Annotated in this window: 13 protein-coding genes; 9 read left to right on the plus strand and 4 right to left on the minus strand. The window is 71.6% G+C overall.

Annotated features, from left to right (window positions below; genetic code table 11):
- Positions 1-20: 20 nt before the first annotated feature.
- A complete protein-coding gene (gene ychF, locus LV457_RS00845) occupies positions 21-1,094 on the minus strand; it encodes a redox-regulated ATPase YchF (protein WP_232168450.1) in 1,074 nt (357 codons plus the stop codon).
- Positions 1,095-1,246: 152 nt separating this feature from the next.
- Between ychF and LV457_RS00850 the strand changes: the two genes are divergently transcribed.
- On the plus strand, positions 1,247-2,242 hold the full coding sequence (locus LV457_RS00850; RefSeq protein WP_308192151.1) for a DUF6542 domain-containing protein: 996 nt from the start codon (positions 1,247-1,249) through the stop codon (positions 2,240-2,242).
- Here the strand turns inward: LV457_RS00850 and LV457_RS00855 are convergent, their stop codons facing one another.
- Positions 2,243-3,247: a 4-hydroxy-3-methylbut-2-enyl diphosphate reductase gene (locus LV457_RS00855; RefSeq protein WP_232168452.1), complete on the minus strand. Its 1,005-nt coding sequence runs from the start codon at positions 3,245-3,247 to the stop codon at positions 2,243-2,245.
- 87 nt (positions 3,248-3,334) lie between these two features.
- Between LV457_RS00855 and LV457_RS00860 the strand changes: the two genes are divergently transcribed.
- Genes LV457_RS00860 through LV457_RS00885 form a run of 6 tightly spaced genes read left to right on the plus strand, consistent with a single transcriptional unit; the run spans position 3,335 to position 8,333 of the window.
- Entirely contained in the window at positions 3,335-3,901 is a 567-nt protein-coding gene (locus tag LV457_RS00860) for a lipid droplet-associated protein (RefSeq protein WP_232168453.1), read from the plus strand.
- Positions 3,898-5,148 carry an exodeoxyribonuclease VII large subunit gene (xseA, locus tag LV457_RS00865; protein ID WP_232168454.1) on the plus strand — a complete coding sequence of 417 codons (1,251 nt, stop codon included), beginning with the start codon at positions 3,898-3,900 and terminating at the stop codon, positions 5,146-5,148. The genes LV457_RS00860 and xseA overlap by 4 nt, the downstream gene beginning before the upstream one ends.
- On the plus strand, positions 5,132-5,356 hold the full coding sequence (locus tag LV457_RS00870) for an exodeoxyribonuclease VII small subunit (RefSeq protein ID WP_232168455.1): 225 nt from the start codon (positions 5,132-5,134) through the stop codon (positions 5,354-5,356). The genes xseA and LV457_RS00870 overlap by 17 nt, the downstream gene beginning before the upstream one ends.
- A gap of 51 nt (positions 5,357-5,407) precedes the next feature.
- Complete coding sequence (locus tag LV457_RS00875; protein ID WP_232168456.1) at positions 5,408-6,496, plus strand: NAD-dependent epimerase/dehydratase family protein; 1,089 nt, start codon at positions 5,408-5,410, stop codon at positions 6,494-6,496.
- Positions 6,497-6,507: 11 nt separating this feature from the next.
- On the plus strand, positions 6,508-7,575 hold the full coding sequence (locus LV457_RS00880) for an NAD(P)-dependent oxidoreductase (RefSeq protein WP_232168457.1): 1,068 nt from the start codon (positions 6,508-6,510) through the stop codon (positions 7,573-7,575).
- A complete protein-coding gene (locus tag LV457_RS00885) occupies positions 7,572-8,333 on the plus strand; it encodes an SDR family NAD(P)-dependent oxidoreductase (RefSeq protein ID WP_232168458.1) in 762 nt (253 codons plus the stop codon). The genes LV457_RS00880 and LV457_RS00885 overlap by 4 nt, the downstream gene beginning before the upstream one ends.
- An 8-nt stretch (positions 8,334-8,341) precedes the next feature.
- Here the strand turns inward: LV457_RS00885 and LV457_RS00890 are convergent, their stop codons facing one another.
- Complete coding sequence (locus LV457_RS00890) at positions 8,342-9,172, minus strand: dienelactone hydrolase family protein (RefSeq protein WP_232168459.1); 831 nt, start codon at positions 9,170-9,172, stop codon at positions 8,342-8,344.
- A gap of 14 nt (positions 9,173-9,186) precedes the next feature.
- On the minus strand, positions 9,187-9,822 hold the full coding sequence (locus LV457_RS00895) for a DUF4245 domain-containing protein (protein WP_232168460.1): 636 nt from the start codon (positions 9,820-9,822) through the stop codon (positions 9,187-9,189).
- A 55-nt stretch (positions 9,823-9,877) separates the two neighbouring features.
- Here LV457_RS00895 and glpX point away from each other — a divergent pair, with 55 nt between their 5' ends.
- On the plus strand, positions 9,878-10,939 hold the full coding sequence (glpX, locus tag LV457_RS00900) for a class II fructose-bisphosphatase (RefSeq protein WP_232168461.1): 1,062 nt from the start codon (positions 9,878-9,880) through the stop codon (positions 10,937-10,939).
- 13 nt (positions 10,940-10,952) lie between these two features.
- Positions 10,953-12,374, plus strand: coding sequence for a class II fumarate hydratase (locus LV457_RS00905; protein ID WP_232168463.1), 1,422 nt, complete (start codon positions 10,953-10,955; stop codon positions 12,372-12,374).
- Positions 12,375-12,376 lie beyond the last annotated feature (2 nt).

Raw genomic sequence — 12,376 nt, forward strand, 5'->3', positions numbered from 1 at the left:
CCGCACGGCCCTCGCCCGAGTCAGACATTGAACCGGAACTCCACCACGTCGCCGTCGGCCATCACGTAGTCCTTGCCCTCGATACGGACCTTGCCCGCGGCTTTGGCGGCGGCCATGGAGCCGGCGGCGACGAGGTCGTCGAAGGAGACCACCTCGGCCTTGATGAAGCCCTTTTCGAAGTCGGTGTGGATGACGCCGGCCGCCTTGGGCGCGGTGTCGCCCTGGTGGATGACCCAGGCGCGGGCCTCCTTGGGTCCGGCCGTCAGATAGGTCTGCAGCTTCAACGTGTGGAAGCCGGCACGGGCCAGCGCGTCGAGCCCGCGTTCGGTCTGACCGATGGACTCCAGCAGTTCGGCGGCCGACTCGTCGTCGAGCTCCTGCAGCTCGGCTTCGATCTTCGCGTCGAGGAACACCGCGTCGGCGGGGGCGACCAGCGCGCGGAGCTCGGCCTTTCGCGTCTCGTCGGTGAGCACCGATTCGTCGGCGTTGAAGACATAGAGGAACGGCTTGGTGGTCATCAGGTTCAGCTCGCGCAGCAGCGACGCATCCGTTCCCGCCGAGAACAGCGTCCTGCCCGCATCGAGCACCTCCTGCGCCGCGACCGCCGCCTCGTGCACCGGCTTGCGGTCCTTGTTGTTGCGGGCCTCCTTCTCCAGCCGCGGCACCGCCTTCTCCAGCGTCTGCATGTCGGCGAGGATCAGCTCGGTCTCGATGACCTCGATGTCGGAGCGGGGATCGACCTTGCCGTCGACGTGGACGACGTCGTCGTCGGCGAACACCCGGACGACCTGACAGATCGCGTCGCACTCGCGGATGTTGGCGAGGAACTTGTTGCCCAGCCCGGCGCCCTCGGAGGCGCCCTTCACGATGCCGGCGATGTCGACGAACGTCACCGGCGCCGGCACCACGCGCGCCGAGGAGAACATCTCGGCCAGCTTGTCGAGCCGGGGATCGGGAAGCGGCACCACGCCCTCGTTGGGCTCGATGGTGGCGAACGGATAGTTGGCCGCCAGCACGTTGTTTCGCGTCAGCGCGTTGAACAACGTCGACTTGCCCACGTTCGGCAGCCCCACGATTCCCAGATTCAGACTCACGGAATCCAGAGTCTAGGCGCAGGGGCAGCCACGCCATGGCGCGCTGGCAGCGCGTCAGCAGCGTGAGCCGGTACGGTCTACCTGTGTCTGGACAGCGGGGCCGATCGCCGGTAGAGCCTGCTCACCGCTCCGCGCACCCGAACGTCACCGGGGTGCCCTGGTGGGGCGCCGTGGTCATCGCCGTTACCGCCGCCGCCATCGGTTTCGCGTTCGACGCCGGCTCGGAGACCAAGGAGCTCACCGCGGTCTTCGCCACGCTGTACGCAATCGGGTGCGTCGCGGCGGTTCTCGCGGTGCGCCAGGCGGCGCTGTTCACCGCGGTCGTGCAGCCGCCGCTGCTGCTCTTCGTCCTGGTCCCCGGCGCCTACTTCCTGTTCACCGGCAGCGAGATCGCCGGCGTGAAGGACCTGGCGATCAACTGCGGCTACCCGCTGATCGAGCGATTCCCGCTGATGCTCGCGGTGTCGGCCACCGTGCTGGTGATCGGCGCGGTCCGGTGGTTCCTCGGCTCGCGGCGGTCGGTCGCCCCCAGCGCAGCGCCCGCCCACAAGACCAGCCGGCGCAGCTCTCGCGCCCGGCGCACATCCGCCGGCGGGTTCGCCGGGCTCAAGGCGAAGCTCACCGCCGGGCGCGACGACGACGAGCCGGCCGTGGAGGAACCCCGCCGGCGCCGGCCGGCCGGCGAACGGCCCAGCCCGTCGACGCGCACCCCGCGGCCGCCGCGACGCCCCCGCGAGACCGACGACGACCGCCGCGCGCAGCCGCGGCCCCGCCGCCGCCCGCCGGCCACCGAGGACCCCGACATCGGCGACTACCTGCGCGACCTGCCCGAGCGGCCCCGCCGGTCGCGCCCGTCGCCGCGGGAGAACGGCGCCCGTGACCGGTACCCGCCGGGCCGGCTCGACCCGTACGAACGGCCGGAGCGCAGCGAACGGCCCGAGCGGCGGCCCCGGCCCGAACCGTTCGACTTCGACGCCTACGAGCCGGAGTACCGCCGGCGCGAGCGCACCGGCCGCAACGGGACCAACGGTGTGAACGGCAGCCACCACCCGGTGTCGCGGGTGCGGTATCGCAGCGCCGAGGACGGCGAATCGCGAAGCGCCTACCGGCACCGGCCGCGCCACTCGCGCGGCGACTGGGACGGTTAGCTAGCGCGGCCGGCCGGCGCGGATCTCCCGCGGCAACGCGAAGACCAGCGTCTCGTTGGCGGTGGTCACCGGCTGCACGGTGTCGAAGCCGTGCTCGGCCAGCCGGTCGAGGACGCCGCGCACCAGGATCTCGGGCACCGAGGCGCCGGAGGTGACGCCGACGGTGGTCACGCCGTCGAGCCAGGCGGGGTCGACGTCCTCGGCGTAGTCGACGAGGTGCGCCGCCGCGGCGCCCGCGAGCAGCGCGACCTCCACGAGCCGCACAGAGTTCGAGGAGTTGCGCGAGCCGACGACGATCACCAGGTCGCATTCGGGTGCCATCGCCTTCACCGCGACCTGCCGGTTCTGGGTGGCGTAGCAGATGTCGTCGCTGGGCGGGTCCTGCAGCGTCGGGAACTTCTCCCGGAGCCGGCGGACGGTCTCCATGGTCTCGTCGACGCTCAGGGTGGTCTGCGACAGCCAGATCACCTTGCTCGGGTCGCGGACCGTCACGCTGTCGACGGCGTCGGGGTTGTCGACGACCTGGACGTGGTCGGGCGCCTCGCCGGCAGTGCCGACGACCTCCTCGTGGCCCTCGTGGCCGATGAGCAGGATGTCGTAGTCGTCGCGGGCGAAGCGCTTGGCCTCGTTGTGCACCTTGGTGACCAGCGGGCAGGTGGCGTCGATGACCTGCAGGTTCCGCTCGGCCGCGGTCTGGTGCACGATCGGCGCGACGCCGTGCGCGGAGAACACCACGATGGCGCCCTCGGGTACCTCGTCGGTCTCGTCGACGAAGATCGCGCCGGCCTTGGCGAGCGTCTCCACGACATGCCGGTTGTGCACGATCTCGTGGCGCACGTACACCGGGGCGCCGTGCTTCTCCAGCGCCCGCTCGACGGTTTCGACGGCGCGGTCGACGCCGGCGCAGTAGCCGCGCGGCTCGGCGAGCAGCACGCGCTTGCCGGGCGTGCGGTCGGCCACCGAGCTGGAGGCGCCGGGGATCCCCATGTGGACGGTCGGTGGCATGGTTCCAGGGTACGTTCCGCTGCGCCGACGAGGCGAACCGTGAGCTCTGCTTTTCATTCGGCCCGGGGTTGAGGCAGGCTGGACCGCATGTCACCTGCACCGTATGGGGTCCGGCTGGCGGTCGGCGCGGCGGTCACCGTCGTCGAAGAGACGCGCAAGCTGCCACAGACCATCCTGATGTATCCGATGACGCTGGTGAGCCAGGCCGCCCACATGGTGATGCGGTTCCAGCAGAACGTCGCCGAGCTGGTCATCAAGGGCGACGCGACGCTCGAGTCGATTTTCCCGCCGAAGGACGAGCAGCCCGAGTGGGCCACCTTCGACGAGGACCTCGGCGAGGACGACGACCCGCCGTCGCTGTCGAGCGAGAGCGACCGGGAGCGCCTCACCGAGGGTCGCTTCGCGCTGTACTCGCAGGCACCGGACACCGGCGGCGACGCGCCGGCCGACGAGTCGCCGGGCGCCGAGCTGCCCAGCGTCGCCGCCGAGCTCGACTACGACTCGCTGACGCTCGCCCAGCTGCGGGCCCGGCTGCAGTCGCTGTCGGTGGCGGACCTGCAGGCGCTGCTGGCCTACGAGGAGGCCACCCGCGCCCGCGCACCGTTCCAGACGCTGCTCGCGAACCGGATCACCCGCGCCTCCGCCCCGAAGTGACCGCTCCCGAACAGGGCACCTCGGCGGAGAACCCGTTCCCTGTTCGCGGTGTCGCCATGCGGGTGATGAAGTGGATCGACCGGCTCGGCATGGTCTGGGTCGAAGGGCAGATCGCCGAGCTGAAGGTGCGGCAGTCGACGGCGTGGTTGGTGCTGCGTGACCCCGCCGCGGACATGTCGGTGTCCGCGAGCTGCCCGAGCGGCCTGGTCGCGAACGCGCCGGTGCGGCTCGCGGAGGGCACGCAGGTGATCGTGCTGGGCAAGCCGCAGTTCTACACCCGCAACGGTTCGTTCTCGCTGCGCATCAGCGAGATCCGGGCCGTCGGGGTCGGTGAACTGCTCGCCCGCATCGAACGGCTGCGCCGGCTGCTGGACGCCGAGGGGCTGTTCGATCCGCGCCGCAAACGGCCGCTGCCGTTCCTGCCGTCGACGATCGGGCTGATCACCGGCCGGGCGAGCGCCGCCGAACACGACGTCGTCACCGTCGCCACCACCCGCTGGCCCGCGGTGCGGTTCGCGGTTCGCAACACCGCGGTGCAGGGCGTGAACGCCGTCGCCCAGATCGTCGAGGCGCTCCGCGCGCTGGACCGCGACCCGGCCGTCGACGTCATCGTGATCGCCCGCGGCGGCGGCAGCGTCGAGGACCTGCTGCCGTTCTCCGACGAGACGCTGTGCCGGGAGATCGCGGCCTGCACCACGCCGGTGGTGAGCGCGGTGGGCCACGAACCCGACAATCCGCTGTGCGATCTGGTCGCCGACCTGCGGGCCGCGACACCGACCGACGCCGCCAAGCGGATCGTGCCCGACGCCGCCGCCGAGGCGGCACGCGTGGCCGACCTGCGGGCACGTGCGTCGCGGGCGCTGCGGCAGTGGGTGGTGCGGGAACAGCGCACGCTCGACGCGCTGCGCAGCCGCCCGGTGCTCGCCGACCCGCATCGCATGTTGACCGCTCGCTGCGAGGAAGTCGAGCGCGCCCGCACGGCGGCCCGCCGCGACATCGGGCGGCTCGTCGCCGCCGAGACCGACCGCATCGAGCACCTCTCGGCCCGGCTGGCCGCGCTCGGACCCGCCGCCACCCTGGCGCGCGGCTACGCGGTGGTGCAGACCATCGGCGCCGACGGCGCGACGGCGGTGCTGCGCCACACGGCCGATGCGCCTACGGGCACCCGGCTGCGGGTGCGGGTTTCCGACGGTGCCGTGGCGGCCGTGAGCTCCGGACGCGAGGACCACCATGACCGATCGAACTAATGGCATTAGTGCACTCGGCTACGAGGAGTGCCGCGACGAACTGATCGAGGTGGTGCGCCGCCTGGAGCAGGGCGGACTGCCGCTCGACGAGTCGCTGCAGCTGTGGGAACGGGGTGAGGAGCTGGCCAAACGCTGCGAGCAGCACTTGGCCGGCGCCCGTGAGCGGATCGAGCGCACGCTGGCCGCCGACGACGCCGACGACGACTGAGTCGCCGCCCGTGGGGTGACAACTAGAACGTGTTTCACTTATGCTCGGCGCATGGGTGACGCCACGCTGACGACTCCACTCGGCTCGATCCTGGTGACCGGGGGCTCCGGCTTTGTCGGCACCAACCTCGTTCGCGAACTGCTCGACCGCGGCCACCGGGTGCGGTCGTTCGACCGGGCGCCCTCGCCGCTGCCCGACCATCCTCGGCTGGAGACGCGCCACGGCGACATCTGCGACGAAGCAACCGTCGCCGCCGCCGTCGACGGCATCGACACCGTCTTCCACACCGCCGCCGTCATCGACCTGCTGGCCGGCGCCGACGACGAGAGCCGGCGCCGCAGCTTCGCGATCAACGTGGGCGGCACCGAGAAGCTGGTGCGCGCGGCGCAGGCAGCCGGGGTGCGGCGGTTCGTGTACACGGCGTCGAACAGCGTCGTGATGGGCGGGCAACCGATCACCGACGGCGACGAGACGCTGCCCTACACCGACCGCTTCAACGACCTCTACACCGAGACCAAGGTGATCGCCGAGCGGTTCGTCCTGGGCCAGAACGGCGTCGCGGGCATGCTGACCTGCTCGATCCGCCCCAGCGGCATCTGGGGGTGCGGCGACCAGACGATGTTTCGGAAGCTCTTCGAGAACGTGGTCGCCGGGCAGGTCAAGGTGCTCATCGGCAGCAAGCGGGCCAGGCTCGACAACTCCTACGTCCACAACCTGGTGCACGGCTTCGTGCTGGCCGCCGAGCACCTCGTCGAGGGCGGCACCGCACCCGGTCAGGCCTACTTCGTCAACGACGGCGAAGCGATCAACATGTTCGAGTTCGTGCGTCCGGTCATGGCGGCCTGCGGCGAGCGCTGGCCCACCGTCCGCATCCCCGCCAAGCCGGTGCTCGCGGTCGTGACCGCCTGGCAGCGGCTGCACCTGTGGTGGCCGCGCCTCGTCCCCGCCCCGCCCATCGAACCGCTGGCGATCGAGCGGGTGTCGCTGGACAACTACTTCTCGATCGCCAAGGCGCGCCGCGAGCTGGGCTACGAGCCGCTGTTCACCACCGAGCAGGCGCTGCGCGAGTGCCTGCCGTACTACGTCGAACTTTTCCAGAGCATCCGCGGAGCGGCGCGACGCGAGCCCGTCGCCGTCTAGGCTTTACAGCCATGGCCGAAACCGTATTGGTGACCGGAGCCTTCGGGCTGGTGGGAACCGCGACCGTCATCCGACTCGCCGAGGACGGCCGCACCGTCGTCGCCACCGATCTCAACACCCCGGCCAACCGGAAGGCCGCCGCGAAGCTGCCCGCCGGCGTCCGCGTGGTGTGGACCGACCTCACCGACGCCGACTCCGTCGAGGACCTGCTGTCGAACGTCACGCCCGCCGCGATCGTGCACCTCGCGGCGATGATCCCGCCGTTCTGCTACCAGCGCCGGGAGCTGGCGCGGAAGGTGAACGTCGACGCCACCGCGAACCTGCTGCGCGCCGCCGAGAAGCTCCCGGCGCCGCCCCGGTTCGTCCAGGCGTCGAGCATCGCGGTGTACGGCGGGCGCAACCCGCACCGGCACACCGACGTGCTGACCGCCGACACCCCCGTCGCTCCGACCGACCTCTACGGCGGACACAAGGTGGAGGCCGAGGCGCTGGTGCGCGAGTCCGCGCTCGACTGGCTGATCCTGCGGCTCGGCGGCGTGCTCACCTCGCAGCTCAAGGTCGACACCGATCCGGCGCTGTTGAAGTTCGAGAGCGCGCTGCCCGCCGACGGCCGGCTGCAGACCGTCGACGTCCGCGACGTGGCGCGCGCGTTCGCCGCGGCCACCACCGTCGACGCGGTGGGCCAGGTGCTGCTGATCGGCGGCGACGACACCCACCGGCTGCGCCAGGGCGAGATCGCCTCGGCCACCGCGGACGCAATCGGCCTGCGCGGCGCGTTCCCGAAGGGCCGCCCGGGCGATCCCGACAGCGACGAGAACTGGTTCGCCACCGACTGGATGGACAGCGCTGCGGCGCAGGCGGTGCTGCACCACCAGACCCGCAGCTTCCCCCAGCTGCTCGCCGACACCCGCGCCAACGTCGGCGTCAAGCGCTACCTGCTGATGCTCGCCGCGCCGGCCGTCGGACTGGTGATGAAGCGGCGCTCGGTCTACTACGGCAAGCCGGGCACCTACGCGGAGCTGTGGCCCGCCATCCGGGAGGCGTTCGGCGACCCCTCCCCGGACCGGCCGCCCGCGTGAGCGCCACGGCGGTCGTCGTCGGCGGCGCGTCGGGGCTCGGGTGGGCGATCGCGCAGCACCTGGCCGCCGACGGCCACACCGTCGTGGTCGCCGACCGCAACACCGACGGCGCGCAGGCGAGGGCCGCCGAACTCGGCGAGCCGCACACCGCCGCCGCCGTCGAGGTCACCGACGGCGCGTCGGTGGCCGCGCTGTTCGCCGCCCACGACGAGCTCGCGGCGGTGGTCAACTGCGCGGGCATCAGCGGCCTGGGGCTCATCACCGAGCAGCCCGTCGAGCAGTTCCGCGCCGTGCTCGACGTCTGCCTGACCGGCGCGTACCTGGTGATGCAGCACGCCGCGCCGCGGCTGCGCGACGGCGGCTCGCTGGTGTCGCTGACGTCGCTGAACGCCCGCCAGCCCGCGGTCGGCATGAGCGCCTACTGCTCGGCGAAGGCCGGCCTGGCGATGCTGACCCAAGTCGCGGCCCTCGAACTGGGGTCGAGGGGCATTCGCGTCAACGCCGTCTCCCCCGGGTTCGTCCGCACCCCGCTCACCGAGCCGGCGACCATGATCCCCGGCGTCGTCGACGACTACGTGGACAACACCGCCCTGGGACGCGCCGGCACGCCCGAGGACGTCGCGGCCGCGGTCGCGTTCCTGTGTTCGGACTCCGCGTCGTGGCTCACCGGCGAGGTGATCGACCTCAACGGCGGCGCGCATCTCAAGCGCTACCCCGACGTCTACGGGCACACCATGAGGCTCGCCGCCGGCGGCTGAGCGCGGGGTCAGCAGAGCCGGTCGATCAAGAACTGCGTCATCCGCTTGCGGGCTTCGTAGGCGGGGTGGCCGTCGCGTTCACGCACCTGGTCGGTGAGCACCGAGTGCGCCATCCGCCCCAACCCGTCGGGATTGCCTTTCGCCGAGTTGATCTCGATGCACTCGAACGCATCACCCAGCCGCTCCTTGAGCGTGGCGAAGCGCTCGCCCGGCGACATGGCGTCCTCGCTGAACCGCAGGCCCAGCGCACACAGCCCGTCGGTTTCGGTGCGCCGCTTGACGATTCGCAGCTCGCGCTCCGACAGCCCGGGGTCGCGGCGCTGCGTGGGCGTCAGCGGCAACGGCAACGACGGCTGGCTCAGCACCGGTGCGAGCACACTGTCGTCGACCGCCGCGGCGAGCGCGAAGCCGCCGGAGAAGCACTGGCCGATGACGCCGACACCCTTGCCGGGGGTTCTCGCGTTCAGGTCGCGGGCCAGTGCCCGCAGATAGTGGGCGACGGGCCGTTCGGCGTTGGTCGCGAACGCCGCGAACTCGCGGGACACGCAGCCGCGCACCAGCACCGCGAGTGCGGCCGGAGTCATCGCCGCCGCGCCGGGCGTGCCGTAGAGCGACGGGGCGGCGACCGTGAAGCCGTGGTCGACGAGGTGGTTCCCCAGCGCCAGCACGCCGGGGTGCAGGCCGGGCATCTCGGGGATGAGCACGACACCGGGACCCGAGCCCTTGGAGTAGACGTCGTGGGTGATGCCGTGCGCGGTGAACGCCGCCGGTGTCCAGCCGGTGAGGTCGGCTTGCGGAGCCGACGCGGCGGCGCCATCGGACGTGGGGCCTGCGGTCACGTCGTCTCCTGTGCTCAGGGCCGGGGTTTCAGCGGCGGCTGGTCCTGCACCGCGGCGGCCAGCGTGCGGAAGTCGTCCTCGCCGGCGGCGCCGGTGATCAGCAGCCGCGCGGCGCCCGGCGCCGGGATCGCGGTGGTCCACGCCGGTTCGACGTCCTCGCCGCCCTCGTAGACCACCCACGACCGGTCGCCGACCTTCCGGGTGCCGGTGGGCGTGCGCTCGTCGGGCAGCGACGCCAGCAGCGCGTCCTCGTCGGCGTCGGTCTGGGTGAGGCTGACGAACAGGCCCGACGGCGCGAGGTAGCCGACGGTCGAGCTCACCGCGCGCACCTGGCGGCCGGTCGCGGGATCGGTGCGGCCGGCCTCGATGCCGTCGCGTCGACCCGAGTTCGCCCGCCAGTCGTCGGGCAGCCGCGGCATCCGCACCGGCACCGCGAGCGCGTCGGCGTCGGACTGCAGCGCCGCCGCGACGTCGAACGGCGGCGGCTCGGATCGCCCGGGCCCGGTGGGCGCGAACGAGCACCGGCCGAGGATCCCGGCCAACGCGACGCACACCACCACCAGCGGCACGAGCGACCAGAACATGTCGCGGCCGTCCTGGAAGAGCCGGTTCTTGGCCGGCTTCGGTTGCGGCTGCGGCTCGACGGGCACGTCTATCACTATCCCAGCTCCCCGAGGGGTGCCGGTCTCTGGGACAATCCCGAGCATGCCTGAATCGTCTGCTCCTGGCGCAAGCGGCTCATCGGCCCGTCGCCGGGAAGCTCCGGACCGCAACCTCGCCCTCGAACTCGTCCGCGTCACCGAGGCCGGCGCCATGGCCGCCGGCCGCTGGGTGGGGCGCGGCGACAAGGAAGGCGGCGACGGCGCCGCGGTCGACGCGATGCGCGAGCTCGTGAACTCGGTGTCCATGCGCGGCGTCGTGGTGATCGGCGAGGGCGAGAAGGACAACGCGCCGATGCTCTACAACGGCGAGGAGGTCGGCAACGGCGACGGCCCGGAGTGCGACTTCGCCGTCGACCCGATCGACGGCACCACGCTGATGAGCAAGGGCATGCCCAACGCCATCTCGGTGCTGGCGGTGGCCGAGCGCGGCGCGATGTTCGACCCGTCGGCGGTGTTCTACATGAACAAGATCGCCGTCGGCCCGGACGCCGTCGACGCCATCGACATCACCGCCCCGATCGGCGACAACATCCGCTCGGTCGCCAAGGTCAAGGGCCTGTCGGTGCGCGACGTGACGGTCTGCATCCTCGACCGGCCCCGCCACGAACAGCTGATCGCCGACGCCCGCGAGGCCGGCGCCCGCATCCGGCTGATCTCCGACGGCGACGTCGCCGGCGCCATCTCCGCGTGTCGCCCCAACTCGGGCACCGACATGCTGGCCGGTATCGGCGGCACGCCGGAGGGCATCATCACCGCGGCCGCGATCCGCTGCATGGGCGGCGCCATCCACGCGCAGCTGGCGCCCAAGGACGACGAGGAGCGGCAGAAGGCCATCGACGCCGGCCACGACGTCGACCGCGTACTCACCACCGAGGACCTGGTGTCGGGCGAGAACGTGTTCTTCTGCGCCACCGGCGTCACCGACGGCGACCTGCTGCAGGGCGTGCGCTACGTCGGCGGCGGCTGCACCACGCAGTCGATCGTCATGCGCTCCAAGTCCGGCACCGTCCGCATGATCGAGGCCTACCACCGGCTCTCGAAGCTCAACGAGTACTCCGCTGTCGACTTCATCGGCGACAGCAACGCCGCCTACCCGCTGCCCTAACCCGAGGACACACATGCCCGACAACGCTGTCGACGATCAGGCCGAATACCGCATCGAGCACGACACCATGGGCGAGGTCCGGGTGCCCAAGGACGCGCTGTGGCGCGCGCAGACGCAGCGGGCCGTCGAGAACTTCCCGATCTCGTTCCGCCCGCTGGAGCGCACGCAGATCCGCGCGCTGGGCCTGCTGAAGGGTGCCTGCGCGCAGGTCAACAAGGACCTCGGGCTGCTCGACGCCGAGAAGGCCGACGCGATCATCGCCGCGGCCGCCGAGATCGCCGACGGCCGCCACGACGACCAGTTCCCCATCGACGTGTTCCAAACCGGCTCGGGCACCAGCTCCAACATGAACGCCAACGAGGTCATCGCCTCGATCGCCGCACAGCACGGCGTCACCGTGCACCCGAACGACGACGTCAACCGCTCGCAGTCGTCCAACGACACCTTCCCGACCGCCACGCACATCGCCGCCACCGAAGCGGCCGTACGACAGCTGATCCCGGCGCTGGAGGTGCTGCACGCCTCGCTCGACGCCAAGGCGCGGCAGTGGCGGACCGTCGTGAAGTCCGGTCGCACCCACCTGATGGACGCCGTGCCCGTGACGCTCGGGCAGGAGTTCAGCGGCTACGCCCGCCAGATCGAGGCCGGCATCGAACGAGTGCGCGGGTGCCTTCCCAGGCTCGGTGAGCTGGCCATCGGCGGCACCGCCGTCGGCACCGGCCTCAACGCGCCCGACGGCTACGGCGAGAAGGTCGTCGCGGTGCTCGTCGACCAGACCGGCCTCGCCGAATTGCGCACGGCCAGGAACTCCTTCGAAGCCCAAGCCGCCCGTGACGGGCTCGTCGAGGCGTCGGGCGCGCTGAAGACCATCGCGGTGTCGCTGACCAAGATCGCCAACGACATCCGCTGGATGGGGTCGGGCCCGCTGACGGGGCTGGGCGAGCTGCAGCTTCCGGACCTGCAGCCCGGCAGCTCGATCATGCCGGGCAAGGTCAACCCGGTCATCCCCGAAGCGGTGACGCAGGTGGCCGCGCAGGTCATCGGCAACGACGCCGCCGTCACCGTCGGCGGCCTGTCGGGGGCGTTCGAGCTGAACGTCTACATCCCGATGATGGCGCGCAACGTGCTTGAGTCGTTCACGTTGCTGGCCAACGTGTCCCGGCTGTTCGCGCAGCGGTGCATCGACGGCCTGGTGGCCAACGAGGATCGCCTGCGCACCCTCGCCGAGTCGTCGCCGTCGATCGTGACGCCGCTCAACTCCGCGATCGGCTACGAGGAGGCCGCCAAGGTAGCCAAGCAGGCGCTCAAGGACGGCACGACCATCCGGCAGGCCGTGATCGACCGCGGGCTGATCGGCGACAAGCTCTCCGAGGAGGAGCTCGACCGCCGGCTCGACGTGCTGGCCATGGCGCAGGTCACCGACGACGAGCGCTAGGC

This window comes from Mycobacterium sp. MYCO198283 (assembly GCF_021213805.1).
Taxonomy (GTDB): Bacteria; Actinomycetota; Actinomycetes; order Mycobacteriales; family Mycobacteriaceae; genus Mycobacterium.

What these genes read in the sequence shown, in the direction of transcription:
- LV457_RS00855 (WP_232168452.1), bottom strand. Translation starts at nt 3,247, where the DNA reads ATGCCACCGACCGTCCACATGGGGATCCCCGGCGCCTCCAGCTCGGTG.
- LV457_RS00860 (WP_232168453.1), top strand. Translation starts at nt 3,335, where the DNA reads ATGTCACCTGCACCGTATGGGGTCCGGCTGGCGGTCGGCGCGGCGGTC.
- LV457_RS00870 (WP_232168455.1), top strand. Translation starts at nt 5,132, where the DNA reads ATGACCGATCGAACTAATGGCATTAGTGCACTCGGCTACGAGGAGTGC.
- LV457_RS00875 (WP_232168456.1), top strand. Translation starts at nt 5,408, where the DNA reads ATGGGTGACGCCACGCTGACGACTCCACTCGGCTCGATCCTGGTGACC.
- LV457_RS00880 (WP_232168457.1), top strand. Translation starts at nt 6,508, where the DNA reads ATGGCCGAAACCGTATTGGTGACCGGAGCCTTCGGGCTGGTGGGAACC.
- glpX (WP_232168461.1), top strand. Translation starts at nt 9,878, where the DNA reads ATGCCTGAATCGTCTGCTCCTGGCGCAAGCGGCTCATCGGCCCGTCGC.
- LV457_RS00905 (WP_232168463.1), top strand. Translation starts at nt 10,953, where the DNA reads ATGCCCGACAACGCTGTCGACGATCAGGCCGAATACCGCATCGAGCAC.